Raw genomic sequence first — 25,722 nt, 5'->3', positions numbered from 1 at the left:
ATCCGAAAGATCAAAATACGGGCGATCGGCGGCGGGCCGCAAGGTTGACCGAACGGACCGATTCGTGGACCCTTGGGGCGAGACCCGAGGCAAATTTTTTTTACCCGCTCATTTAGCTGCATCGAACATTGGAGGTTCATTCCATGACCGTACAAGTCTTTACCGCAACCAGCGAGACTGCCGGCAACGAGATATGGGTGACCAACGGCACGCCGGGCGGCACGTTCCTGCTGAGCGACATCGTGCCGGGAACCAACGGTTCCAATCCGGACGACCTCACGATGATCAACGGTCTGGTGTTCTTTTCGGTCTACAATTCCGACGCCGGGGAATACCAGTTCTGGACCACCGACGGCACGCAGGCGGGGACCGAGCTTCTGATGTCCTCGGGCGCGGCAGTCTACGGCGAGACCTTCGTGCTCGGCTCGCAGCTTTATTTCCGCACCTACGACACTCTCTACGGCTACCAGCTGGTGAGCACCGACGGCACGACGGCGGGAACCACGCTGCTGGGCGATACCGGCGCGTTCAACGATCCGGTCGCCTTCGACGGGCGGGTGTTCTTCCTCGGTACGGATTCCTCCAACGGGTCCGAGCTCTGGGCCACGGACGGGACGGTGGCGGGCACGGCCATCGTCGCCGATGTCAACACCGGCACCGGGGGAAGTTCGATCAACGACATGGTCGCGGTGGGCAGCAACCTGTTCTTCACCGCCTACGATCCGACCAACGGCCGGGAACTCTGGGTCAGCGACGGGACCACCGCGGGCACCCAGCTTCTCGGCGACATCTACCCCGGCACCAGCTATTCCACGCCGCAGGACATGACGCCCTTCGGCAACCTGCTGCTGTTCACCGCGACCGATCCGACCACCGGGCGCGAACTCTGGGTCAGCGACGGCACGCCGGGCGGGACCCAGATTCTCGGGGATTTCTACACCGGCACTTCCAGCTCCGGCATCGACCACCTCACGGTCATCGGTTCGGAGGCGTTTTTCCGCGCCTATGATTCCTCGACCGGCCGCTACCTGCTGTTTTCCACCGATGGCACGCCCTCCGGCACGGCCCCTGTGGTGGGCGACACCACGCTCTACAACCCGCGCGATTTCTTCGATCTGAACGGCACGCTGGTGTTCGAGGCCTACAACCCCGCCGTCTCGCGCTATCAGCTCTGGACGACGGACGGCACGGCGGGCGGGACGACACCCTTTGCGGATGTGACGGTCTATACCACCGGCTCGCAGTTCCAGCTCGGCAACGACATGATCTTCGCCGGCACCAGCACGGCGGACGGGATCGGCATCTACATCACCGACGGAACCGGCGGGGGCACCAGCTTTCTCGCCCCGGTGACGAACTTCCAGGCCGGCAACGCGGTGGTGTCGGGCGACTTCCTGTTCTTCGAGGCCTACACCCCCACGACCGGATACGAGCTCTGGGCCTCGGACGGGACGGCGGCGGGCACCCAGATGCTGAGCGACATCGCGCCGGGGCTCACCTCGTCCAACATCACCGACCTGATCCCCTATGCCGACGGCGTGCTGTTCCTCGCGACGGACCCGGAGACCGGGCAGGAGCTGTATTTCTCGGACGGCACGCCCGGCGGCACCGTGCTGGTCGAGGACATCAACACCGATGTCAACACCAACACCTCCGGCAGCCCGCAGGACATCATGTCGGCGGCCGGCACGACCTTCTTCACGCTGGACACGCCGCAGCTCGGGCGCGAGCTCTGGGTGTCGGACGGGACGGTCGGCGGCACCATGGCGCTGACCGACATCAACCCCGGCGGCGTGAACGCCAACATCGACGACCTGACCGAATCCGGCGGCGCGCTGTTCTTCACCGCCTATGACGGGACGGGCAGTTCGCTCTTCGTGACGGACGGAACGGTCGCCGGCACCTCGCAACTGATCCCGACCGGGGACGCGAGCAATTTCAACTACCTCACCGACTACATGGGCGAGGTCTTCTTCGAAGCCTACGACAGCACCAACGGCTACCAGATCTGGAGCTCGGACGGCACCGTCGGCGGCACCGGCCCCGTGCTCGACTACAACGTCAGCACCGGCGGCATCGGGGTCATCGGCGGCATGATGGTGTTTCTCGCGAGCGGCTCGCCGACCGGGCTGTACGGTTCGGACGGGACGCCGGGCGGCACGACGCAGATCGGCAGCATCACCGGCATTTCCGGCAATTACGTGGAATCCGGCGGCAACCTGTTCTTCTCGGGCTACAACTCGACCAACGGCTACGAGCTCTGGGTGACCGACGGCACCTCCGGCGGAACCGGCATGGTGAGCGACATCTATTTCGGCTCCAACAGCTCCAGCCCGCAGGAAATCACGCCCTTTGCCGGGGGGGTGCTGTTCTCGGCGACCGAGCCGGTCAACGGGCGCGAGGCGTGGTTCTCGGACGGAACCGCGGCCGGGACGGTCTTTCTGGGCGACAACAACCCCGGCACCGGGGGCGGCGGCGTCACCATTCAGGGGACGACGGCGGGCTACGGGTTCTTCACCTTCTACGATTCAACCGCCGCCCGGTACGAAATCTTCGGCACCGACGGCACCGCCGCGAACACCGTCGACCTGACCGGCGCCGCCTCGCGCTACTTCAGCACCTTCGGCGGGATCTCGGGCAGCACGGGTTTCTATTCCGTCTATGACACCAGCACGTCGCGTTACCGGATGATGGCGTCGGACGGGACGGTCGCGGGCACGGTCGACGTCACCGGCGGCGCCAACCACGGGTTCCAGCAGTTCATCGGCGCGGTCGACGGCAAGTTCATCTTCATCAGCTATGACTACACGGCGGGCGAATACCTGGCCTTTGCCAGCGACGGCACGGTCGCCGGCACGGTCGAGATCGGCAACTTCTCGTCGGTGTCCGGCACGCCCACGCTCTACGACGGCGACCTCTACTTCCGCGTCTACGACTACGACGCGGGCGGCTACGGCATCTACAGGTCCGACGGCACGGTCGCCGGGACCACCCTCGTCAGCGACGCGAGCACGCAGTTCACCGACCCGCTGGCATCGGACGGGCTGCTGTTCTTCCGGGGCAACCAGAGCGGAAGCGGCACCGAGTTCTGGGTGACCGACGGCACCAGCAACACCATCCAGCTGACCGAGACCTTCACCTCGGTCGGCAGCAGCATCGGGGATTTCGTCGCCCTGCCGAACGTCGCGCCCGAGATCGCGGGCGCGGGCGGCAGCACCTCGATCCACGACAAGCAGACCGCCACCCCCTTCGCGGGCACCACCCTTGCCGATGCGGATCGGCTGGAGCAGACGCTGCTTGTGACGGTGACGCTCGACGATGCCTCCAAGGGCGTGTTCACCCCGGCCTCGCTCTCGGCGACGGGCTTCGTCTCGGCGGGCGGCGGGGTCTACACCTTCTCCGGCACCGCGACCGAGGCGACGGCGGCGCTTCAGGGCCTGGTCTTCGATCCGACCGAAAACGCCACCCCGGCGGGCACCACGCAGACCACCACCTTCACGCTCGAGGTGGACGACGGCGAGGGCGGCACCGACAGCAATGCCGCGACCTCCGTCACCACCACCTCGTTCAACGATGCGCCGAGCGACATCGCGGTCAGCGGCGGCAGCAGCCTGAGCACGCCGGAGAACCCGGCGAACGGCGACGTGGTCGGCACGCTGGTCGCCTTCGACCCCGATCCGGGCGCGGTGCTGAGCTTTTCGCTCACCGGCGATGCGGGCGGGCGGTTCGCGATCGATCCCGTGACGGGCGAAGTGACGGTCGTCGACCGGCTCGCGCTCGATTTCGAGCAGGGGACCAGCCACGACATCACCGTGATGGTGAGCGACGGCAACAAGTCGCGGACCGAGACCTTCACCATCGACCTGACCAACGTCAATCCCGAGTCCGTCACCGGCGACAGCCGCGGCAACCTCATCATCTCGGACAGCGGTGACGACATGCTGATCGGCGGCAACGGCAACGACACGCTGATCGGCGGTCTGGGCAACGACATGCTGATCGGCGGGGACGACAACGATTCCCTCGACGGCGGCGGCGCCAACGACACCATCGACGGCGGCACGGGGGCCGACTTCCTGCTCGGCGGCGCGGGGCGCGACAGCCTGACCGGCGGCGGTGCCTCCGATACCATCAACGCCGGGGGCGGGGCCGACACGGTCGATGGCGGCATCGGGTCGGACACGCTGCGCGGCGACGACGGCGACGACCTGATCTTCGGCGGCGATTTCGGGGACCTGATCTTCGGCGGCCGCCAGCACGACACCCTGCGCGGCGAGAACGGTGCCGATACGCTGATCGGCGGCGACGGCAACGACAGCCTCGTCGGCGGCGGCAACACCGACAGCCTGCTGGGCGGCGACGGCAACGACACGCTGATCGGCAACCTCGGCAACGACACGCTGGCGGGGGGCACCGGCACCGACAGCATCACCGGCGGCGACGGGCGCGACCTGATTTCCGGCAACACCGGCAACGACACGCTGATCGGCAACAAGGCCGACGACACCATCGACGGCGGCGGCGGATCGGACCTGATCCTCGGCGGCGACGACAACGACTCGCTGATCGGCCAGAACGGCAACGACACGATGGAGGGCGGCAACGGCGACGACTGGGTCGAGGGCAACGATCTCGACGACATGATCGCCGGGAACAATGGTCTCGACACGCTGCTCGGGGGGCTCGGCAACGACACCATCGACGGCGGCGGCGACGACGACCTGATCTATGGCGAGGACGGCGACGACCTGATCTTCGGCGGGGCCGGGAACGACACGATCTACGGCAACAACGGCGACGACACCGTGATCGGCGGCGAGGGCGACGACCGCATGTTCGGCGGGCTCAATGCGGATACCTTCGAATTCGAGGGCGCCTTCGGCAACGACCGTCTGCAGAGCTTCTCGCCGGGGACCGACACGATCGAGATGGTCGGCTACGTGCAGGCCGACCTGACGCTGACCGCGTCGGGGGGCAACACCCTGGTCGAGGTGGCCGGGCAGTCCGACACCATCCTCGTCGTCGGCACCGTGCTGACGGACTTCTCGGACTTCCTGTTCTCGTAGGGGGGGCGGGGGCCTAGCCCGCCGGATCGCCGCCCGGCCCCGTCACCGCGGGGCGGGGCGTGCGGGCGACCTCTTCGGCGGTGGCCGTGTGGTCCAGAGCGTAGCCGTGCATGGTCGCCTCCTGCAGCAGATCCCGTACTGCCGCCGTCACCTGCCGGGTTGCCGCGTCGAGCCGGTCCGCGTCGTATCCCGTCGCGAGGATCAGCCAGGGCAGCGCCCTGTCGGCCCCGCGCAGCGCCTGTTCGCGGGTCATCGGCGGCGGCGCCTCGGGGCGCATGACCTGCACGCTCGCGATGCCGGTGCGGTAGGCCATCCCGTCGATCCGGTCGGCGATCTCCGCCGCGACCCGGTCCTCCTGTCCGGGGAGCGGCAGGAACCGCACCACGCAGGCCCGCGCGCCGAGCCCGTAACCCCGGCTGGCCAGGACCGAGCAGAAGCCCCGGATCATTCCCCGGAACCGGGGCATGATCGCGCCGGTCCAGACGGTGGGCGCATTCAGCCGCGCGAGGTAGGCGGGCGAGGTCGCCACGTCGGTTCCGGTCACCTCGTAGGTGACGAAGTTGCGCGGCCCGCCGTCCGTGGCGACCCAGCGCGTCGCCCGCAGGAAGCCGGGGATCGAAAGCCGTTCGTGAAGATGTTCGTGGCTGTGCCAGCCGTCGTGATCGGCGGGTTCGCCCTCCACGTCGTAGAAAAGCACCATCGCCGCGTCGCTTCGTATCGCCATGCCGGCAGGCTCCCGTTCGGCCCCGCTTGCGGGGGATGTTTCGCCCACTTGACCACCCGCTGCCGCGATGGGCAAGGGTTCCCCGGCCCGCGCCGGCCCCCGTCTGAGGGATCGTCCTTGCCCGTCGCAGGCGATGGTCAATCTGCGCGGGTGCGCGCGCCAAGGTGGACAATCGCCTTTACATGGCGGGTGGCCTTCTGCTTTTCATCGTCCGGGCAAGGTTCCCGGGGCGGCCGTGACCGGCAGGCCCGCGCGGGCCCGTGATCCGGTGGCACCGGCGGAAGATGAGGAGAAAGACAATGGCGCATGAACTGACGAACGCGGGCCGCGTGACACGTGACGGTCTCGACACCCCCGAGATCCTGGAGGCAAAGCGCGATCTTGCGGCCTGCCTGCGCATGGCGGCGCGGCTGGGCCTTCAGGAAGGCATCTGCAACCACTTTTCGGCGCTGGTGCCGGGGCATCCCGACCTGTTCATGGTCAATCCCTACGGCCTCGCCTTCGAGGAGGTCCGCGCCGCCGACGTGCTGATCTGCGATTTCGACGGCAACGTGCTGGCGGGCGAGGGCCGGCCCGAGGCGACGGCCTTCTACATCCATGCCCGCCTGCACAAGATGCGCCCCGGCGCGGTCGCGGCCTTCCACACCCACATGCCCTATGCCACGGCGCTGGCGATGACCGAAGGCGAACCGCTGGTCTATGCCGGGCAATCCTCGCTCAAGTTCTACGGGCGGGTGGCGGTCGATGCGGAGTACAACGGCCTCGCGCTCGACAGTTCCGAAGGCGACCGGATCGCGCAGATGATGGGGGCCGCGGACATCCTGTTCATGCAGAACCACGGCGTGATGGTCGTGGGCAATTCCATCGCGCAGGCCTGGGACGATCTCTATTACCTCGAACGCGCCGCCGAGGCGCAGGTCAAGGCCATGTCGACGGGCCGCGCGCTGGTGCCGGTGCCGCCGCAGCTGGCGGAAAAGACCGCGCGCCAGATCGCCGAGGGCGATGCCGAAAGCGCGCGGCTGCATCTGCTGAGCGTGCGGCGCATCCTCTCCGCCTCGGATCCGTCCTACGAAACCGCGGCCTGACCGGCAGCGGCGCCGGACCGGACGGCCGAACGCACCGCCCGGGGGGTCGCCGGACGGTGCGCAGAGGGATCTTCGCGAAGGGCTGCGGGCGCGACAGAGAGGCCGGTTCGGATGCCAATCCTGTGTGTGAAGGGGACGTCTTCAGATCGCGCCCGCCCCGTCATTGAACGCTATTTCCGGGGCTTTTTCACCTCCGGGTTTGTGCCGGATCGTGCGGATTCGTGACAGCCGGGGGGCGGCAGGGCCTATAGCGCGGGGCGGGTCAGCATCAGCCAGAGGATCGCGAGCACCGCCGCGAAGGCCGGAACGCCGAAGCCGAACCACCAGCGGTAGAGCCTGCGATAGCCGTCGGGCAGCGGCGTGCCCGCGTCCCGCGCCTTCCGGGCCATGTCGCGCAGGCGGATCTGCATGACGACCACCGGCAGCCAGAACAGGCCGACGACGACATAGAGCGCGAGCGACAGCGCGACCCAGCCGTCGAGGATCGGCCACCCGGCCGCGCGCGCCAGCAGGTATCCGGTGACCGGCTGCGCGATGGCCGCGGTCGCTGTGAACAGCGTGTCGGCCAGCACCACGATCCCCGCCACGTGGGCGATCAGCGCCGGGTCGCGGCTGCGGTTCGACACCACCATGAAAAAGGCGATCCCGGCGCCGGTGCCCAGCAGTACCGTCGCGCCGATCACGTGCAGGAAGCGGAGGATCTCGACGCTCATCGCTCCTCCAGCATCAGCGCGACCATCGCGGCGAGGGTCATGCCCGGAAACACCTTGACCATCGGGCCGAGCGGATCGGCCCAGAGATCCGGCGCCGCGATCAGCCCGCCTGCGAGATAGGCGGCGGACAACCCGATCATGCCGAGCGCGGCCTGCCGTGCCAGCGGCCGCCACAGCATCGCGAGGCCGAGCGCCACGTCGGCCAGCGCGCCTCCGTAGACGGTGGCGGCGGACAGCGGGGGTGGCAGCGCGCCGGACTCGGCCACGGCGATCGCCCGGGCCGGGTCGGCAAGCGTGACGAGGCCGGAGACGATCCAGAACAGCGCAAGTGTGGCGATGGCGAGGGGCAGGGCGAAATAGAGCCGTGCGAACAGACGCTCCTGCCGGGTCGCGGGCAGATCCGCCAGCGTCCCGGCGAGGTCGCGGCAGACCTGTCCGGTCAGCGCTTCCCAGCGGGCGGGATCGCCGGTCACGCCGCTTTCGAGGCTGGTCAGGGCGGTCGTGCGCAGGGGCGACCGCCATCCGAGATGCCCCAGCGCATCGGCCCCCCGTCCCGCCGCCGTCAGCAGGACCCGGGGCAGGGCGGGGCGGAAGCGCGGCGGCGCAAAGCCCTGCCAGCGCCGGATCGCGTCAACGAGGTCGGGAAAGCTGCGGCTGCCGCGCCCGGTGATGTCCGCAATCGTGCCGGAGGGCACGTCGCCGCGGGCGGCGCGTACCACCGCGGCGGCGAGATCGTCGAGATGTACGGTCATCACCTGCGCCCCGGGCAGGACGCGCGGCAGGACCCGGGGGAGCGCCGACACGCCGCGCAGCAGCGCCGTGCCGCCGTAGGCATCCGGGGCCAGTACCAGCGTGGGGCGCAGGATCACGTGAGGACCGGCCCCGGCGGCCAGCAGGGCATCGCCCCGGGCCTTGGTGCGGAAAAAGGCGGTCGGTGCCTCCGGCGACACGCCCGCCGCCGAGATCTGCACGATCCGCAGCGGGGTTCCGGCGGCGGCCTCGACCAGCCGGGCGACGGCGGTGACATGGATCGCCTCCAGCGAATCCCGCGCGCCGTCCTGAAGCGCACCCGCTGCGTTCACCACGACATCGGCGCCCTGCAGCAGGGTCCGCCACCCGGTCGGGTCCAGCGTCGCAAGGTCGTGAAACCGCCAGTCCGCGTCGGGATCGGCGGCCCGCGCGGCGCGGGGCGAGCGGCCGACGCCGGTGACGGCAAAGCCCTCGGCCGCCAGCGCCCGCATGCAGGCCGAGCCGATCAGCCCGTAGCCGCCCAGAACGATCGCCTTGCGCACCGGCCACTCCCCCGTCATCCGACGGGGCGAGCCTTGCGGATCGCCCCCGCCGCCGTCAAGGCGCGCGTCGCCGCAGGGCGGGCACGCGCTGCGGGACCGACGCCCGGTGTCGGGTCAGCTCTCGGGCATGTCCGCGGGGACCGGCCGCTTGCCGCGCCGCAGGAAGATCAGCAGCAGCGGCAGCATCCAGATCGCGATGGTGAACAGGCCCAGCCCGCCCGCGATGGGGCGCTCGAAGAAGGCGAGGAAGCTGCCGTCGGCCTTGATCATCGAGGTGACGAAGTTCTGTTCCAGCATCGGCCCCAGCACCAGCCCGAGGATCGCGGGGGCGATGGGGATGTCGTTCTCCTCCATCAGGAAGCCGATGACGCCGAAGACCAGCATCAGCATGATCCCGAACACCGAGTTGTTGATCGCGAAGGACCCGACGATGCAGAACATCAGGATGATCGGCATGAGGATCCGCGTCGGGATCGACAGCACCTGCCGGGCGCTCTTGATCGCGAGCCAGCCGAGCGGCAGCATCATGATATTGGCCAGCAGAAAGACCATGAACACCGCGTAGATCATCTGCGGCTGGGTGATGAAGATCATCGGCCCGGGGTTCAGGCCCTTGATGTAGAGCACGCCGATGACGATGGCGGTGATGGAATCCCCCGGAATGCCGAAGACCAGCGCCGGAATCCACGCGCCGCTCATCGCGCCGTTGTTCGAGGCCCCGGCCTCGACCAGGCCTTCCACGTGGCCGGTGCCGAATTTCTTCGGGGTCTTCGAGAACTTCTTGGACACCGCGTAGGAGATCCAGGCGGCGATGTCCGCCCCCGCGCCGGGAAGCGCGCCGATGGCGGTGCCGAGCGCGCTGCCGCGCAGGGCCTGGAGCGGGTATTTCCGCAGGTTCGTCGCCTGCTGGCGGAAGATGCCCTTGCCGCTCGGGGCGGGCGGCGCCTCGGCGCTGGTGCGGTGGATGAAGCCGCGGATCACCTCGGAGACGGCGAAGAGGCCGATCATCGCCGGGATGAACTGGACCCCGGCCATCAGCTCGACCGAGCCGAAGGTGTAGCGCGGCACGCCCGCCGGATTCTCGAGTCCGATGGTCGCGGCGAAGAGGCCGATGAACAACGAGATCAGCCCCCGCGACGGTGCCCCCGGCGAGATGAAGACTGCGCAGGAAAGGCCCAGCACCACCAGCCAGAAGTATTCGAAGGACGAGAACTTGAGCGCGATTTCCGCCAGCACCGGCGAGCAGGTGATGAGCACGATGGTGCCGAAGATCCCGCCGAGCGAGGAAAACACCAGCGACGCGCCGAGCGCCTCTTCGGAGCGTCCCTGCCGCGTCATGGCGTAGGCGTCCTGCACGTAGGCGGCGCTGGCGGGGGTGCCGGGCATCCTCAGCAGGGTGCCGGGGATGTCCCCGGCAAAGATCGCCATGGCGGTGGCGGTCACGATGGTGGCGATGGCGGGCACCGGCTCCATGAAGAAGGTGACGGGCACCAGCAGCGCGGTGGCCATGGTGGCGGTCAGTCCCGGAATGGCGCCGACGAACATGCCGAAGGCGGCCGAGCAGAAGATCACGGCCAGGACATAGGGTTGAAAGACGAGGCCTGCGGCCTCCAGCACGGTGGACATCAGCAGATCACCACAGGAATGAGAGGATCGCGCTGCGCGGCAGCGGGACGAGCAGGAGCTTGCCGAAGCTCTGCTGGATGACGAGGGCGGCCACCACCGACACGACCAGCGCGACCGGAAGGCGGGCGCCGAGGGTCAGCATCGCGGCGACCATCACGACGACGGCGGTCGGCACGAAGCCGATGAGCGGCGAGACCAGGATATACCCCACGATCAGCACGATCACGATGGCCGCGCGTCCGAGCGCGGCCCCGCTGCGGGTCCACTCGGCCAGTTGCAGCCCGAAGCGGCCGTCGCCGGAGCGGATCGCCTTGACGATCATGAACAAGCCCACCAGCACCGTGACCAGCGCCACCGCGCGCGGCATGGTTCCGGCGCCGTAGCTCTGGCCGGGGATGGCCTGGAAATTCATTGCCGAGAGATATATCGCGATCCCGCCAAGCAGGGTCAGCACCCCGAGAGTCAGATCGGTGACACGCATCGAAGCATCCTTCCGGACATTGGAGCGGAACGCGGGGCCGGGCCGGGCCACGGCACGTCCCGGTCGGAAAGGGCGGGGCCCGGCCCGTGCCGCGCCCCGCCCGTCGATCGGGTCCGCCTTACTTGGCGAGTCCCGCCTTCTTCATCACCTCGCCGAAGGAGGCGTCGTCGGCGGCCACGATGGCCTTCGCATCGTCACCGGCGGCCCAGCGAAGACCGAAGCCGCGGTCCTTCATGAAGGTCTGGTACTCATCGGAGTTGTAGGCGGCTTCGACCGCCGCCATCAGCTTGGCCTTGACGTCGTCCGGCAGCCCGTCCGGCGCCACGACCGAGCGCCACACCGCGATGGTCCAGTCGGACCCGGTGCCCTCGGCGAGGGTCGGCACGTCGGGGAAGGCGCCCTGGCGTTCGGCGGACATGCTGGCCAGCGGAACCACGCGGCCCGCGTCGATCATCGACCGGCCCTCGGCCAGCGAGGAGGGAACGATGTCGACCCCGCCCGCGACCATGTCGGTCAGGCCCGGCGCCGCGCCCTGGCTGGGCACGAAGGTGACCTGGTCGGGGTCGAGCCCTTCGGAGAGCAGCCAGCCCGCGAGGCCGACGTGCCAGATCCCGCCCTGGCCGGTGCCGGAGGCCTTGAGCGTGCCCTTGGGCTCGGACTTGATCTTGTCGAGCAGGGCGGCGACGCTGTCATAGCCGGCATCGGCCGACACCATGACGCCGCCGGGATCGGCGTTGACGATGGCCAGGATGTCGTAATCCTCGTAGGTCAGCTCCGTCAGGCCCTGCCAGTGCATCATGTCGATCTCGATCGTCATGATGCCGATGGTGTAGCCGTCGGGGTCGGCATTGGCGATGGCGCTGTGGCCTACCACGCCCGAACCGCCGGTGCGGTTCACCACGTTGACGGGCACGCCCAGTTCCTTCTGGATCTCGGCGCCCAGCAGGCGGCCGACGGCATCGGTGCCGCCGCCGGCGCCCCACGGCACGATCAACTGGATCGGGCGTTCGGGGTAGCCCTCGGCATGGGCGGCTCCGGCAAGGGTCATCAGTCCGCTCAGCGCGACGGCGTATTTGGTGAATTGCATCGTTATCCTCCTCCTTGGATTTCGGTGTTCCGGCCGACGCGCGGCGTGGTCCCGCGTGCAGGCCGGACAGTCGGGACTGCCGAATTCGGTGTGGTCCGGGGCCGCAATCCGGCCCCGTGCATCGCGACCGGGGACGCGCGGTGCGCGCGATCCGGTACGGTCAGGCTCCACAGCCGGCCCGACGGCATCCTTTGTGCGTCAGGTCCGCTCATGCGACTGGCCAATGCGACGTGACCTCCCCCGTCAGTCTCCTCGGCGTTGACGCTAACCAGCGCAGTGATAACGTGCCAATGAATAATTCGGGTTTTGCAATCGCGAAACGCGATCGCTTGGCAGGGGGGCGAGGGGCCGGCGTGGACAAGGACATCACCAGCAACCTCAAGGTCCGGCACCTGTCGCTGATCGTCGCGCTGGCCGACCACGGCACGACCCATCGCGCCGCGGGCGTTCTGAACATGACGCAGTCGACCGCGTCCAAGATGCTGCGCGACGTCGAGGAGCTGTTCCAGGCGACCCTGTTCGAACGCGAACCGCGCGGCATGAAGCCGACGCCGCTGGGCCAGTTCGTGATCGACAACGCCCGCGGGCAACTGTCGCGCCTGCTTCACTTTTCCGACGAATTCCACGCGCGGCGCACGGGTGGCTACGGCACGCTGACCATCGGTGTCATCTCGGGCGCGGCGCCCGGCCTCGTCGCCCATGCGCTGGCCGAGATCAAGCGGATGCGCCCGCTGCTCATGGTGGTCGTGCACGGGGAAACCAGCGACACCATCCTCGACATGCTCGAAAACGGCCGCCTGGACCTGGCGGTGGGGCGGTTCAGCACCGACCGGCACCGCCACCTGTTCGACTTCGAACCCATCGCGGAGGAGGAACTGGTCATCGTCGCCCGTGCGGGGCATCCGCTGGCCGGGCAGCGGCCCGCCGGCCTCGCCGAACTGGCGGACTGCCCCTGGGTGCTGCAACCCCGCGCGACGCCGTCGCGGCGGGCGCTGGACGCGGCCTTCGGCGAGGCCGGGCTGCGCGCGCCGGTCGACAAGATCGAATGTTCGTCCATCCTCGCGATGATGACGCTGGTGGAGGTGTCGGACGCCATCGCGCTGCTGCCTGCCTCGGTCGTCGACGTGCATCTGCGCGCGGGGGTTTTCACGGTGCTGCCGGTGCGCCCGAAGATCACGCTCGACCGCTTCGGGCTCATCACCCGCAAGCGCGAGGCGCTGAGCGATGCGGCGGTGGAATTCTCGGGCTGCCTGAGACGCAACGCGGCGCTCTACCTGCGCTGAGGCCGGAGATCGCGCGGCAGGGGGCGCGAATCGCGGGGACGGCCGGCGCGGCGACCGCAGTGCGCCGCACCGGGCCTGCGCCCGTCCCCCGCCGGGATTCTGGCGGGCTTTTGACGAAAATTATTGACTCCTCGGCCGGACAGGTGCGCAGTCTCGGGTATTGATGTCCCCTTTTCCTCAGCAAATGTGCAGATAGCCATGCAATTTGTCGTAAACACCCCCGATGACGTCATCAGTGCAACCGACGGGCTGACCAGCCTCAGGGAAGCGATCAATGCGGCGATCGCCCTCGGGCGGCCCGCCCTCATCACCTTCGATCCGTCCGTGTTCGGCGCCTTTGCCACGGCGGGTGGCGTGCGCCTGGCGAACGAGGTCGTGCTCAACGCCCGGTTCGTGATCCCGGAGGGGGCCGAGATCGTCATCGACGGCAGCCTCGCCAACGGCATCGACATCGCGCTTCTGATCGGCGGCGACAGGTTCTTCGACATCGAGGCCGGGGCGACCGTGACCCTGCGCGACATCGCCTTTCACGGCGGCGCGGCGCTGGGGACCGGCGGCGGCTGGGGCTATTACGAGGTCGCCTCGCCCTCAGGCGGCACGCTGGAAAACAACGACGGCGAGGATGGCGGCGCCGGGCGCGATTCCCGGCTGAGCGGGGCGGCGGGCGACACCGCCGTCGGCGGCATCGAGAACGCGGGCAACCTCACCCTCGAACGGGTGGTCTTCAACGGGGTGAGCGCGACCGCCGGCAACGGCGGATACGGCGGACATGGCGGCGACGGCGGCGACGGCGGCAACGGCGATCTGGTGCTGTCGCGGGCCACCGGCGAGATGGTCAACATCACCGACCCCAACGGCTACGGCCACGACAACTGGAACCCGGTCGTCGTGCCGTCCGAGCGCATGGGCGACGGCGGTGACGGTGGCGACGGCGGCGACGGCAGCAACGGCGGGCGCGGCGGCGACGCGGTGGGCGCCATCCTGAACACCGGCACGCTGGTGATGCGCGACGTCGCTTTCGAGAATGTCGAGGCCGTGGCCGGGCGCGGCGGCAATGGCGGCAACGGCGGACGCGGCGGTGACGGTGGCGAGGAAAGCGCCATGATCGACCCGGGTTGGGCGGTCTACGTGGTCGACCCGCGCGGCAGCGCGGCCGATCTCGCCGGGGTGACACCGTCGCTCGCGGCCTACGAGTCGCTTCCCTTTTTCCTCGACAACGGCTTCCTGCCCGGAATCCTGATCCGCACCGGGGTCGTGCAGAACCGGGGCGGGTTCTATGGTCTGGGGGTCGCGGCCGGGACGGTCGGCACGATGGGCGACGGCGGCGATTCCGGTGACGGCGGCAATGGCGGCAACGGCGGCAATGCCTACGGCGCGCTGCGCAACATCGGCGCCGTGGTGGTCGAGGGCGCCCAGGGCCGGATCGGCAATGCCCGGCTGGACGCGGGCGAGGGCGGCTTCGGCGGCGCATCGCTGTCGCCGGGCGTCGAAGGGTCGTGGCACGACAACCGCCTGCTGCACTACCGCGACATCGAGGTGGAATGGGCGCTGTCCGACAACCTGCCGTATCTCTGGAACGATGCCCGCTACACCGGAGGATACGTCACCGGCACGGTGGGCCGGCGCGGCAGCGACGGCACCAACGGAACGGCGGGGACCACGGCGGAATTCGGCGGCGGGGTGGCAGCCGTCACCAACGCGGTCTTTGTCGAGGCGATGTCCTCGGGCGCGGTCGAGGGCGAGAGGATCCGCTTTCTCGTCACCCGCACCGGCGATCCCTTCACGGTGATGACGGCCGCCTACCAGATCACCCTAGGCGACGGGCTGACACCGGCGGATTTCGACGGCGCGCTCGCGCTCTCCGGCACGGTCAGCTTTGCCTCGGGTCAGACCACGCAGGTCATCAGCCTTCCGGCGCTGGTGTCGGACGGGCTGGACGAGACGACCGAGCGGCTGACGCTGACGCTGCTTTCCTCGGGGACGAGCGGCGGGCTGGGCTTTTCGACCACGGCGTCGGTGCTGATCGGCGATGCCGGAGAGCGGCCCGCCCTGACCGTCGGGTCGGACTCGGCGGACACGCAGTTCGCGCAGAGCGATGTCGAGGGGCTCGGCGGGGACGACCGGATCTTCGGGTCCGACAAGGCCGACCGGCTGGACGGCGGCGCGGATGACGATTTCATCCGGGGCGGCGCGGGGGACGACACGATCATCGGCGGCGCGGGGGCGGACACGCTCAGCTTCGTCGATGCCTGGGACGGCGACACGGTCGAGGATTTCGACCCCGCCAGCGACCGGATCGAGACCGATGTGGCCTTTGCCGACCTGACCATCGTCCAGCAGGGGGACGATGTGCTCATCACCCCGACGGACAATCCCGGCGGGCGGTCGATCCTGCTGCTCGACACCAGCGCCGCGCTCATCACCGAGGCGCTGTTCGACGTCGTCTCGCTGCCCGCGCTGCCGGTCGAGGAGGGCGGCGACGACCTCTCCGCGGCGCCGGACACCTTTGCCACGCTCGACACGGTGGTGACGGGCAACCTGTTCGTGGACAACGGCAACGGCGCCGATCAGGCCACGGCCGGCGGCACGCTGCGGGTGGTTTCTGTCGATGCGGGGGGCACGGCGGTGCCGCTCGGCCGCGCGACGGTGCTGCCGTCCGGCGCCACGCTGACGGTCCTCGCGAACGGCGATTTCACCTACGACCCGAGCGGCGCGTTCGCCGGGGGCGAGGGTGTCGAAAGCTTCGGCTACACCGTGGCGGACCGCGACAGCATGGCCCGCCCGCCGGCGTTCGAGCCTGTGGTGGACCTGGGCGCCATCGCGTCGGGCAGCGGCATTCTCGGCCTCTCGGTCGAGGGCGGGGACGCCTTCGACCGCGTCGGCTATTCGCTCTCCTACGCGGGCGACGTGAACGGCGACGGCCTCGACGACCTGCTGGTCGGCACTTTCGGCGGCAACGGCGTCGAGAACGGCCGGGCCTATCTCGTCTACGGCTCCGACGAGGGCTTCCCGATGACCGGCGGGGTGCTGGACATCGGCGCGCTCGATTTCGGAGACGGGACGGACGGCGTCCTGCTCGGCGGGATCGACGAGCTCGACCACCAGGTGCTCGAAGTCACCGGCGGCGGCGATCTCAACAACGACGGGCTGGACGACATGGTCGTTTCGGCCTTCCTCGACGAATCCAACACCTACCGGACCTACGTGATCTACGGTTCGGCCAGTTTCGGCGGCACGGTGAACCTCGCGGTGATCGCAGCCGGAGACGGCTCGGCCGGCTATGCCTTCGACACCGGAACGGACAGCGTCGGCTCGCTCGCCACGGGGGGCGACGTGAACGGCGACGGCATCGACGACCTGCTGATCGGCACCCCCTTCAGCCGCAGCGCGAGCGGATCGGTCTACGTGCTCTTCGGGTCGGAAACAGGCCCGGCGGGGATCGTCACGACGACGCAGATCGGCAGCGGCGGCGACGGCTCCATGGGGTACGAGCTGCGCGGCCAGTTCTCGAGCGAGGCGGTCGGCGCCGCCGTCGCCATCCTCGGCGACATGAACGGCGACGGCGTGGACGATTTCGCCGTCGGCAGCACCGGCGGCAACTGGGACACCTATGCGCAGGGCCGGGTCTACGTGCTTTACGGCAATGACAACCGCTTTGCCGACACCGGCAGCGACGGCCTGCTCAACATCCGCAACGCGGTGGGCGATGCGGGCACCGAGGGCATCGGCGGCACGCCGGTCTACGGCCAGCGCGGCTTTACCATCGACGGGGTCGAGGTCTTTCAGGGCATCGGCAGCTCGATCAGCGCGGCGGGGGACGTGAACGGCGACGGGCTGAACGACATCCTGATCTCGGACAGCGGCGAGGATCGCGCGCTGCTCTTCTTCGGCTCGGACAGCGGCTATGCCCATACCGAGGGGCGGATCACCACCGACGACATTCTTGCCAGCAACGGCGCGATCGGGGTGTTCTTCGGCAACGACAGACTGTCGGTGACCGCCGAAACCGTGGCCGGGGGCGGAGACCTCAACGGCGACGGGCTGGCGGATATCGCGATTTCCAGCAGCTACTACGTCGGCTCCGACTTCCATGTCGAGGTGGCGGTGATCTACGGCTCCGCCTCGGGCTTCGACACGACGGGCGGGGTCTATGACCTGTCGACCCTGTCGGGCGGCAGCGGCGCCGACGGTTTCGTGGTGCGCGGCATCGCGGGCGGGCTCTATTTCCGCGACGGGCTCGCGCTCGACGGCGATCTCGACGCGGACGGGGTGTCGGACCTGGTGATCGGCTCGGCCGATTTCTCGGCCACGCCCTCCAGCGGGGGCAGCGCGACGGTGATCTTCGGGCGCTCCGCGGACACCGGCGGCGGCGCCGCCGTTCCGACGGCGAGCGCCGATGTCGCGATCACCGTGGGCGCCGCCCCGGCGGTGCTGAGCGCGCCGGTGCTGCACCTGGTCACGGCCGAAGACACCGCCCTTGCCGGGGATCTCGGCTCGGGCAGCGGCTACGTGCTGAGCGGGATGCCCGCCTCGGGCGCGGTCACGCTCGCTTCGGACGGCAGTTTTACCTATACGCCCGGCGCGGATTTCGCCGGGGCGGACAGCTTCTTCTACACGCAGGGCAGCGAGACGGGCATGGTCTCGGTCACGGTGACCGGGGTCAACGATGCGCCCGTCGCCGCGGGCGACCGCGCCACCACCACGGAATCGGCGCCGGTCACCGTCGACGTGCTGGCGAACGACACCGACGTGGACAGCCCGGCGCTGTCGGTGGTCGGCGTGAGCCAGCCCGCGCGCGGGTCGGTCAGCATCGAGGAGGACGGCGTCCGCTTCGATCCGGGCGAGGATTTCGCCCATCTCGCCGCCGGAGAGACGACGGTCGAGACCTTTGCCATCACGGTGAGCGACGGCATCACCACGGACACCTCCTTCGTCTCGGTCACCGTGACCGGAGAGGCGGGCACCCCCGCCGTGGTCGACGACATCGCCGCGGCACTTTCAGGGCAGGCGGTGACGGTCGACGTGCTGGCCAACGACACCCCCGCCAACGGCGCCGCCCTGACGCTGGTCTCGGCCGAGGTGCTGGCGGTCTCGGGCGATGCGGAGGATGTCGGCACCCTGACGCTGACCGGGGGCGAGATCACCTTCACCCCCGCGCCGGGATTCTCCGGCAGCGCGGTCATCGCCTACACCGTGGATGACGGCGGGGTCGTGGGGACCGGAGAGCTGACGGTCGAGGTCGCCTCCCCCGCCGGGGCGCCCGACGCGGTCGACGACACCGCCACCGCGCCGGAGAACGGCGGCACCCTGATCGACGTGCTGGCCAACGACAGCGATCCCGACGGCGACCCGCTGCAGATCGTCGCGGTCGAGACCATCGGGCGCGGCACCGTCACGGTGCAGAACGGCGCGCTGGCCTTCGCGCCGGGGGCGGCCTTCAACGCGCTGGGCGAGGGCGAGACCGAAGAGATCCGCATCCGCTACACCATCTCGGACGGCACCGGCGCCGACACGGCCACGGTGACGCTCACCGTCACCGGCAGCAACGACGCGCCGCTGGCCGTCGCCGACAGCGCGACCGCCACGGCGGGCGTGGATGTCATCGTGCCGGTGCTGGCCAACGACCGCGATGCCGAGGGCGATGCGTTGAGCCTCGTCTCGGTCGGCACGGCGGCGCACGGGTCGGTGCGGATCGAGAACGGCGAGGTGGTCTATACCGCGATGCCGGGCTACTCCGGTCCGGACGCCTTCACCTACGTGGTGAGCGACGGCACGGACAGCACCGAAGGCACGGTCAGCGTGACGGTCGACGCGGACGTCAGCCTCGACGACCTGCTGGCCGACCGCGCCGGGGCGCAGGCCTTCGATGGCGGCGCGGGCAACGACACGGTGGATTATTCGCTGGCGGAGGGCCGGGTGCTGGTCGACCTCGGCATGGATGCGGGCACGCTGGAGGGTGCGCGCTTCTTCACCTCCGGCGCGGCCGAGGGCGACACTTATCTCGACATCGAGAATGTCATCGGCAGCGCCCATGCCGACAACATCCGCGGCGGCGACGGCGACAACCTGCTGTTGGGCGGCGGCGCCTCGGACAGGATCTACGGCCGCAAGGGCGCCGATACCCTGATGGGCGAGGCGGGGGCGGATGCGCTCTACGGCAATCTCGGGGCGGACGTGATGACCGGCGGGCCGGGCGCGGGGGTGACGGACCGCTACATCTACTTCCACAGCGACGAATCCTTCGCCGGGGCGGGCAATCGCGACATCATCACCGATTTCGCCCCGGGCGAGGACCGGATCGAGATCGGTCGCCTCGATGCCGACATCACCACCGGGGGCAAGCAGGGCTTTGCCTACGTGGGGGACGCGGGGTTCGGCGGCACGGCGGGCGAACTGGGTTACCGTCACGAGGCCGGCAACACCATCGTGCAGGCCGACCTCGACGGCGACGGCCTGGCCGATTTCGAAATCGAACTGACCGGCATCATGGATCTGTCCGAGGACGACTTCCTGTTCTGAGCCGGTCCCGGAGGGCGGCCGCGCCCGCCGGGCAGGGCGCGCGGCTCAGAGCCGGCGCATGACCTCGGCGGCGACCGCCTCCGGGGTGATGCCGAAATGGCGGTAGACGTCGCGGGTCTCGCCGGAGGCGCCGAAGCCGGTCATCCCGACAAAGCCGCCGTTCTCGCCGATGTAGCGGTCCCAGCCGAAGCGCACCGCGGCTTCGACGGCGACGCGGACGGTGCCCCGGCCGAGCACCAGGTCCCGGTAGCTCCGGCCCTGTTCCTCGAACAGGTCGAAGCTCGGCATCGAGACGACGGCGGTGGGCACGCCCTGCACCTGCAACTGGTCGCGGGCGGCGAGGGCGATGGCAACCTCGGAGCCGGTCGCGAGCAGCGTGGCAAGCCGGGGGCCGTCGGCCTCGGCCAGGACATAGGCCCCGCGCGAGGACAGGTTGCACGGGTTGTCATCGGTGCGCACCAGCCCGAGCGGCTGCCGCGAGCAGATGATCGAGGTCGGCCCGGTGCGCCGCTTGAGCGCGATCTGCCAGGCTTCGGCCATCTCGACCGCGTCGGCGGGACGCAGCACGCACATGTTGGGATAGGCGCGCAGGCTGGCGAGATATTCCACCGGCTGGTGGGTCGGGCCGTTCTTGCCGATGCCGATGCTGTCGTGGCTGAAGACGAAGACGCCGGGCACCCGCATCAGCGCCGCCATGCGCAGGGTGTGGCGCATGTAATCCGAGAAGACGAGGAACGTCGTGCCGACCGAGCGGATGCCGCCGTGCACGGTCATGCCGTTCATCATCGCGCCCATCGCGTGTTCGCGCACGCCGTAGTGGATGTAGCGCCCGCCGCGATCGTCGCGGGTGAAGGGGGCAAGTTGGCGCTTGTGGCCGGTCGCGGCCTCGAGGTCCGGCGCACCCGAGATCAGCTCGGGAATGGCCTCGGCCAGCGCCGACACCATCTCGCCCGAGGCCTTGATGCCGGGAAGCGGTGCGCCGCTTTCGACGAAGCGGGTCTTGGCGTCGAGGATGGCGTTCTCCCAGCCCTGCGGAAGATCGCCGGCCATGATGCGGTTGAATTCGGCCCGTTCGGAGGCGGGCAGGGCATCGAACCGTGCCTGCCAGGCCTCGCGCTCGGAGCGGCCGCGCACGCCGGCGTCGCGCCATGCGGCGGCGACGCCTTCGGGCAGTTCGAACGGCGCGTGGGGCCAGTTCAGGGCCTTGCGCGCGGCATCGGTGTCTTCGGTGGTGATCTTGCCGCCATGGGCGGCGCGGTCGTTCTGGATGCGCGGAATGCCGAAGCCGATCAGCGTGCGGCAGGCGATCATCGAGGGGCGCGGGTCGGTCTTGGCGATGGCGATGGCGGCGGCCACCGCCTCGGCATCCTGGCCGTCGACGGACTGGACGTGCCAGCCGTTGTTCTCGAAGCGCACGCACTGATCCTCGGACACCGCCTGGTCGGTCGGACCGTCATCCGTCATCCGGTTGTCGTCCCAGAGGAACACCAGCTTGCCCAGTTGCAGGTGTCCGGCAAGCGCGATCACCTCGGCAGCGATGCCCTCCATCAAGCAGCCGTCGCCGGTGAAGGCATAGGTGTGGTGATCCACGATGTCGTCGCCGAAGCGGTGGTTCAGGATGCGTTCGGCCACGGCCATGCCCACGGCATTTGCGATCCCCTGACCGAGCGGGCCGGTCGTGGTCTCGATCCCCGCCGCCGGGTCGTATTCCGGGTGGCCCGCGGTGTGCGACCCGAGGACGCGGAACGACTTGATCTGCTCGATGTCGATCCTTTCGTAGCCCGACAGATGCAGCAGCGAATAGAGCAGCATCGAACCGTGCCCGGCGGAGTGCACGAAGCGGTCCCGGTCGGGCCATTCCGGCGCCGAGGCGTCGAACTTCAGCGCCCGGGTGAACAGGCCCGTCGCGATGTCGGCCCCGCCCAGCGGCGTGCCGGGATGGCCGTCCTCTGCCCGAACGATGGCATCCATCGACAGGAAGCGGATGGCATTGGCCATGCTGCGCAGGTCGGCATCGGCTCTGGTCAGCGTATCGACGGACATCTGGGTTTCCTCCACATCCACTCCCGGTGTTGGGAGCCGCTTTTACGGATCGCGCACCGCTGCCACAACATCGAAAACTTAATGAAGGTTGTAGCCAGGCTTAATACGGATTGCGGGCGCCGCGATCCTCGGAGAGCGAGGATTGCCGCCGTTCCACCAGCAGTTCGATGGCATCTGCCAGGTGTTCGCGGTCGATGTGGCTGTCGCCCCGTTCCACGCGGATGCGGTGGGCCTCGATCATCACGTCGGCGTGGCGGCAGCCCTCGGGCGGTTCGAAGCGGTAGGAGGCCAGTTCGATCAGCAGGCCCATCGGGTCGTTGAAGTAGATCGAATCCATGAAGCCGCGATCCTTGGGCCCGGAATGGCGGATGCCGCGCGCATCGAGCCGTTTCACCGCCTGCGAAAAGGTCGCCTGCGAGACGTTGAAGGCAAGGTGATGCACGCAGCCCGGTTCGGTCGGGGTGCGGCCGGGATCGGGGGTGCGGCTTTCGTTGGTGAAGATGGTGATGAGGCGGCCGTCCCCGGGATCGAAGTAGAGATGGCCTTCTTCCGGGTCGTCGAGGTTCGGCTGGTCGAAGACGAAGGGCATGCCCAGCACGCCTTCCCAGAAATCTATGGAGGTCTGGCGGTCGGCCCCGACCAGCGTGATGTGATGGACGCCCTGGGTCTGGAGCTTTCGGATTTCGGACATGTCGGCCTCCCTCGATGCGTGTCGCAGGAAAGGGTAGGGCGGCCGGGCGCATCTGCCCAGAAATTTTCGCCCGCCTACTTCTCCGAACTCTTGAGGTCGCCGATGGACAGCACGGGCGAGGCGTCGAGGCTTTCGGCATTCAGCATGTTGGCCACCCGTTCGAGCGAGGCGACCAGCATCGCCTGTTCCCAGTCAGACAGGGATTCGAACTGCTTGACGTAGCGCTGCTGAAGCGCGTCCGGCGCCTCGTCGACGGAGGCATGGCCGGCCTCGGTCAGCAGCAGGTTCATCTGGCGTCGGTCGGTCTCCGAGCGCACCCGCACGATCATCGACCGCTTTTCGAGCTTGTCGAGAAGCGCGGTCACGGTCGCCTGGCTCACCCCCATCTGGTTGGCGAGGGCAGAGGGCGTGGCGGTGCCGGCGCGCTGGCCGGCAACGATCTGCAGCACCCGCAACTGGGCGGGCGTGAGCCCCGCGGCCTGCGCGAGGGTGCGTTCGTACTGCTCGGTCGCGCGCAGGATGCGGCGCAGCGCGATGAGGCTTTCGTCGGTGCGATCCAATGGGCTGTCTCCCGTCGGCCGCAATATGGCATGTATGGACATAAAGCTTCAACATCCTAAGTATCTTTCAGGTTCCTTAGCCTGGCGAAGTATCTTTGTGAAGAGGAAATCCGTTATTTTATTGAGGAAAACGCGCTATAAGCGGCTTTCCGAAGAAAAATAGCAAAAGCCTTGAAACAAATCCGGCGCTGATATAGTTAGTTTTCTGAACGAAACGAGGAAAGCTGTACACATGCCGAAGGACACACTGACCCACGCCGAAACCCCGCGCGTCACATCGCTGACTCTGCGCAAGCCGGATTCGACGGACGGGGCAGCGATCTGGGAGCTTGTGCGCGCCTGCGCGCCGCTCGACGAGAATTCGATGTACTGCAACCTGATCCAGGCGGACCACTTCCGCGACACCTGCGTCGTGGCCGAAATCGACGGCGAGATCGTCGGCTGGATCTCGGGGCACATGGTTCCCAACGATCACAGCTTCTTCGTCTGGCAGGTCGCGGTGGGCGAAAAGGCCCGCGGCATGGGTCTCGGCAAGAAGATGCTGCTGGAACTCGTCAACCGCGAGGAGACCGACGGCGCCGGGGCCCTCAAGACCACCATCACCCGCGACAACGCGGCCTCCTGGGGCCTGTTCCGCAGCTTTGCCCGCACCATCGGCGGAGAGCTGAGCGACGAACCCCACTTCACCCGTGACGAGCATTTCGACGGGCAGCATGCCACCGAACACATGGTGACGATCTCGCTGCCGCAGGACGCGGACCTCGCCGAGGCCGCCTGACCGGCGCCGCGATCTTTCGTCGAAGGATCGCGCGCTCCCCTCCTCCGAACAATTCGTATGAACCGAAAGGACGTTCCATGACGAACGCATCCAATGTCACCGATATCTTCACCCGCCGCGAGAGCGAGGCCCGCTCCTACTGCCGCGGCATCCCCGCCACCTTCGTCTCGGCCTCCGGGTCCGAGCTGAAGGACAGCGAGGGCAACACCTACATCGACTTCCTGGCCGGCTGTTCCTCGCTGAACTACGGTCACAACGACCCCGACATGAAGGCCGCGCTGATCGAGCATGTCTCGAACGACGGCATCGCGCACGGGCTCGACCTGCACACCGACACCAAGTCGGCCTTCCTCACCGCCTTCGAGAAGCACATCCTCGAACCGCGCGGCATGGATCACAAGGTCATGTTCACCGGCCCGACCGGCGCCAACGCCGTCGAGGCCGCGATGAAGCTGGCCCGCAAGGTCACCGGCCGCAGCAACATCATCGCCTTCACCAACGGTTTCCACGGCGTGACCCTCGGTGCGCTGGCCGCGACCGGCAACAGCTATCACCGCGGCGGCGCGGGCGTGCCGCTGAACGGCGTGACCCGTCTGCCCTTCGACGGCTACATGGGCGAGGCGATGGACACCGCCGACCTGCTCGAAGCGATGCTGACCGATGCCTCCTCGGGCGCGGACGCCCCGGCGGCGATCATCCTCGAGACCGTGCAGGGCGAGGGCGGCCTCAACGCCGCGCGTCCCGAATGGGTCAAGCGGATCGCCGACCTCGCGCATGCGCACGGCGCGCTGCTGATCGTCGACGACATCCAGGCGGGCTGCGGACGCACGGGCACGTTCTTCTCCTTCGAGGAGATGGACATCCAGCCCGACATCATCACCCAGGCCAAATCGGTTTCGGGCTTCGGCCTGCCGATGGCGATGGTCCTGGTGCGCCCGGAATACGACATCTTCGGCCCGGCCGAGCACAACGGCACCTTCCGGGGCAACACCCATGCCTTCGTGACCGCCCGCGTGGCGATCGAGAAGTTCTGGGCGGATGACGCCTTTCAGAAAGAACTGGCGGCCAAGTCCATGATCCTCACCACCGCGCTGCAGGAACTGGCGGAGCTGGTGCCGGGCGCGCGGCTCAAGGGCCGCGGCCTGATGCAGGGCGTCGACGTCGGCTCGGGCGAACTGGCCTCGGCCATCTGCGGCCGTGCCTTCGAGAAGGGCCTCATCATCGAGACCTCCGGCCCGAACGACGAGGTCGTGAAGGTGCTCGCCCCCCTGACCACGCCGGAAGCCACCTTCCGCAAGGGCCTGAACATCGTCCTCGAGGCGGCCCGCGAGGTCACCGAAACGAACAAGATTGCAGCGGAGTAACCCGACATGATCGTCAGAGATTTCAACAAGATCACCAAGGAAGACCGCGACCGCGTGGTGTCCAACGAACAATGGACCAGCGTGCGGATGCTGCTGGCCCAGGACGGCATGGGCTTTTCCTTCCACATCACCTTTCTCGAAGCCGGGTCCGAACACACGTTCGAGTACAAGAACCACTTCGAGAGCGTCTATTGCATGGAAGGCAAGGGCTCGATCACCGATATCGCCACCGGCGAGACGCACGAGATCAAGCCCGGCGTGATGTATGCGCTCGACAAGCACGACCGCCACATCCTGCGCGCCGAAGAGCAACTCGTCATGGCGTGCTGCTTCAATCCGCCCGTGACCGGCACCGAGGTGCACCGCGAGGACGGATCCTATGCGCCGGCCGAGGCGCTGGCAGACTGAGA

Annotated in this window: 16 protein-coding genes; 7 read left to right on the top strand and 9 right to left on the bottom strand. The window is 68.6% G+C overall.

The window, feature by feature from the left end; all coding sequences use genetic code 11:
• Window positions 1-143: 143 nt before the first annotated feature.
• On the top strand, window positions 144-5,066 hold the full coding sequence (locus tag ACN0RJ_RS17880) for an ELWxxDGT repeat protein (RefSeq protein ID WP_417725092.1): 4,923 nt from the start codon (window positions 144-146) through the stop codon (window positions 5,064-5,066).
• 13 nt (window positions 5,067-5,079) lie between these two features.
• Here ACN0RJ_RS17880 and ACN0RJ_RS17875 read toward each other — a convergent pair whose 3' ends face one another.
• Complete coding sequence (locus ACN0RJ_RS17875) at window positions 5,080-5,790, bottom strand: hypothetical protein (protein WP_417725091.1); 711 nt, start codon at window positions 5,788-5,790, stop codon at window positions 5,080-5,082.
• A 299-nt stretch (window positions 5,791-6,089) separates the two neighbouring features.
• On the opposite strand from ACN0RJ_RS17875, the gene ACN0RJ_RS17870 reads away from it, so the two are divergent.
• Window positions 6,090-6,875 (top strand): aldolase, encoded by a 786-nt coding sequence (locus ACN0RJ_RS17870; protein ID WP_417725090.1) that lies wholly within the window; start codon window positions 6,090-6,092, stop codon window positions 6,873-6,875.
• Window positions 6,876-7,120: 245 nt separating this feature from the next.
• Here the strand turns inward: ACN0RJ_RS17870 and ACN0RJ_RS17865 are convergent, their stop codons facing one another.
• From ACN0RJ_RS17865 to ACN0RJ_RS17845, 5 genes are all read right to left on the bottom strand, one after another.
• Window positions 7,121-7,588, bottom strand: a complete 468-nt coding sequence (locus tag ACN0RJ_RS17865) for a DUF2269 family protein (protein WP_417721423.1) — start codon at window positions 7,586-7,588, stop codon at window positions 7,121-7,123.
• Window positions 7,585-8,880 carry an SDR family oxidoreductase gene (locus ACN0RJ_RS17860; protein ID WP_417725089.1) on the bottom strand — a complete coding sequence of 432 codons (1,296 nt, stop codon included), beginning with the start codon at window positions 8,878-8,880 and terminating at the stop codon, window positions 7,585-7,587. Before ACN0RJ_RS17860 ends, ACN0RJ_RS17865 begins: the two co-directional genes overlap by 4 nt.
• 114 nt (window positions 8,881-8,994) lie before the next feature.
• Window positions 8,995-10,506 carry a tripartite tricarboxylate transporter permease gene (locus ACN0RJ_RS17855; protein ID WP_417725088.1) on the bottom strand — a complete coding sequence of 504 codons (1,512 nt, stop codon included), beginning with the start codon at window positions 10,504-10,506 and terminating at the stop codon, window positions 8,995-8,997.
• Window positions 10,507-10,513: 7 nt separating this feature from the next.
• The gene (locus ACN0RJ_RS17850) at window positions 10,514-10,987 is read right to left on the bottom strand and encodes a tripartite tricarboxylate transporter TctB family protein (protein ID WP_417721426.1); all 474 of its coding nucleotides are present in this window, start codon (window positions 10,985-10,987) and stop codon (window positions 10,514-10,516) included.
• Between the two features lie 118 nt (window positions 10,988-11,105).
• Complete coding sequence (locus ACN0RJ_RS17845; RefSeq protein WP_417721427.1) at window positions 11,106-12,074, bottom strand: tripartite tricarboxylate transporter substrate binding protein; 969 nt, start codon at window positions 12,072-12,074, stop codon at window positions 11,106-11,108.
• Window positions 12,075-12,427: 353 nt separating this feature from the next.
• Between ACN0RJ_RS17845 and ACN0RJ_RS17840 the strand changes: the two genes are divergently transcribed.
• Window positions 12,428-13,357 (top strand): LysR family transcriptional regulator, encoded by a 930-nt coding sequence (locus ACN0RJ_RS17840; protein ID WP_417725087.1) that lies wholly within the window; start codon window positions 12,428-12,430, stop codon window positions 13,355-13,357.
• A 198-nt stretch (window positions 13,358-13,555) separates the two neighbouring features.
• Complete coding sequence (locus tag ACN0RJ_RS17835) at window positions 13,556-19,876, top strand: Ig-like domain-containing protein (RefSeq protein WP_417725086.1); 6,321 nt, start codon at window positions 13,556-13,558, stop codon at window positions 19,874-19,876.
• A gap of 45 nt (window positions 19,877-19,921) precedes the next feature.
• On the opposite strand, the gene tkt is transcribed toward ACN0RJ_RS17835, so the two are convergent.
• From tkt to ACN0RJ_RS17820, 3 genes are all read right to left on the bottom strand, one after another.
• On the bottom strand, window positions 19,922-21,919 hold the full coding sequence (tkt, locus tag ACN0RJ_RS17830) for a transketolase (protein WP_417725085.1): 1,998 nt from the start codon (window positions 21,917-21,919) through the stop codon (window positions 19,922-19,924).
• 100 nt (window positions 21,920-22,019) lie between these two features.
• Window positions 22,020-22,601 (bottom strand): VOC family protein, encoded by a 582-nt coding sequence (locus ACN0RJ_RS17825; RefSeq protein ID WP_417721515.1) that lies wholly within the window; start codon window positions 22,599-22,601, stop codon window positions 22,020-22,022.
• Window positions 22,602-22,684: 83 nt separating this feature from the next.
• Complete coding sequence (locus ACN0RJ_RS17820; protein ID WP_417721431.1) at window positions 22,685-23,212, bottom strand: MarR family winged helix-turn-helix transcriptional regulator; 528 nt, start codon at window positions 23,210-23,212, stop codon at window positions 22,685-22,687.
• A gap of 190 nt (window positions 23,213-23,402) precedes the next feature.
• Here ACN0RJ_RS17820 and ectA point away from each other — a divergent pair, with 190 nt between their 5' ends.
• The 3 genes from ectA (at window position 23,403) to ACN0RJ_RS17805 (ending at window position 25,720) form a co-directional block, all read left to right on the top strand.
• Window positions 23,403-23,948 (top strand): diaminobutyrate acetyltransferase, encoded by a 546-nt coding sequence (ectA, locus tag ACN0RJ_RS17815; RefSeq protein ID WP_417721432.1) that lies wholly within the window; start codon window positions 23,403-23,405, stop codon window positions 23,946-23,948.
• A gap of 77 nt (window positions 23,949-24,025) precedes the next feature.
• A complete protein-coding gene (gene ectB / locus ACN0RJ_RS17810; RefSeq protein ID WP_417721433.1) occupies window positions 24,026-25,312 on the top strand; it encodes a diaminobutyrate--2-oxoglutarate transaminase in 1,287 nt (428 codons plus the stop codon).
• A gap of 6 nt (window positions 25,313-25,318) precedes the next feature.
• Entirely contained in the window at window positions 25,319-25,720 is a 402-nt protein-coding gene (locus ACN0RJ_RS17805) for an ectoine synthase (RefSeq protein WP_417721434.1), read from the top strand.
• Window positions 25,721-25,722: the final 2 nt, after the last annotated feature.

Source organism: Salipiger sp., assembly GCF_048261495.1.
Taxonomy (GTDB): domain Bacteria; phylum Pseudomonadota; class Alphaproteobacteria; order Rhodobacterales; family Rhodobacteraceae; genus Salipiger.
This window is presented reverse-complemented; position numbering and strand designations above follow the sequence as displayed.

Excerpts from the sequence above, each read along its gene's own strand:
- ACN0RJ_RS17805 (WP_417721434.1), top strand. The coding sequence starts at position 25,319 with ATGATCGTCAGAGATTTCAACAAGATCACCAAGGAAGACCGCGACCGC.
- ectA (WP_417721432.1), top strand. The coding sequence starts at position 23,403 with ATGCCGAAGGACACACTGACCCACGCCGAAACCCCGCGCGTCACATCG.
- ectB (WP_417721433.1), top strand. The coding sequence starts at position 24,026 with ATGACGAACGCATCCAATGTCACCGATATCTTCACCCGCCGCGAGAGC.
- ACN0RJ_RS17875 (WP_417725091.1), bottom strand. The coding sequence starts at position 5,790 with ATGGCGATACGAAGCGACGCGGCGATGGTGCTTTTCTACGACGTGGAG.
- ACN0RJ_RS17845 (WP_417721427.1), bottom strand. The coding sequence starts at position 12,074 with ATGCAATTCACCAAATACGCCGTCGCGCTGAGCGGACTGATGACCCTT.
- ACN0RJ_RS17850 (WP_417721426.1), bottom strand. The coding sequence starts at position 10,987 with ATGCGTGTCACCGATCTGACTCTCGGGGTGCTGACCCTGCTTGGCGGG.
- ACN0RJ_RS17855 (WP_417725088.1), bottom strand. The coding sequence starts at position 10,506 with ATGTCCACCGTGCTGGAGGCCGCAGGCCTCGTCTTTCAACCCTATGTC.
- ACN0RJ_RS17820 (WP_417721431.1), bottom strand. The coding sequence starts at position 23,212 with ATGTCCATACATGCCATATTGCGGCCGACGGGAGACAGCCCATTGGAT.
- ACN0RJ_RS17880 (WP_417725092.1), top strand. The coding sequence starts at position 144 with ATGACCGTACAAGTCTTTACCGCAACCAGCGAGACTGCCGGCAACGAG.
- tkt (WP_417725085.1), bottom strand. The coding sequence starts at position 21,919 with ATGTCCGTCGATACGCTGACCAGAGCCGATGCCGACCTGCGCAGCATG.
- ACN0RJ_RS17870 (WP_417725090.1), top strand. The coding sequence starts at position 6,090 with ATGGCGCATGAACTGACGAACGCGGGCCGCGTGACACGTGACGGTCTC.
- ACN0RJ_RS17865 (WP_417721423.1), bottom strand. The coding sequence starts at position 7,588 with ATGAGCGTCGAGATCCTCCGCTTCCTGCACGTGATCGGCGCGACGGTA.
- ACN0RJ_RS17835 (WP_417725086.1), top strand. The coding sequence starts at position 13,556 with ATGCAATTTGTCGTAAACACCCCCGATGACGTCATCAGTGCAACCGAC.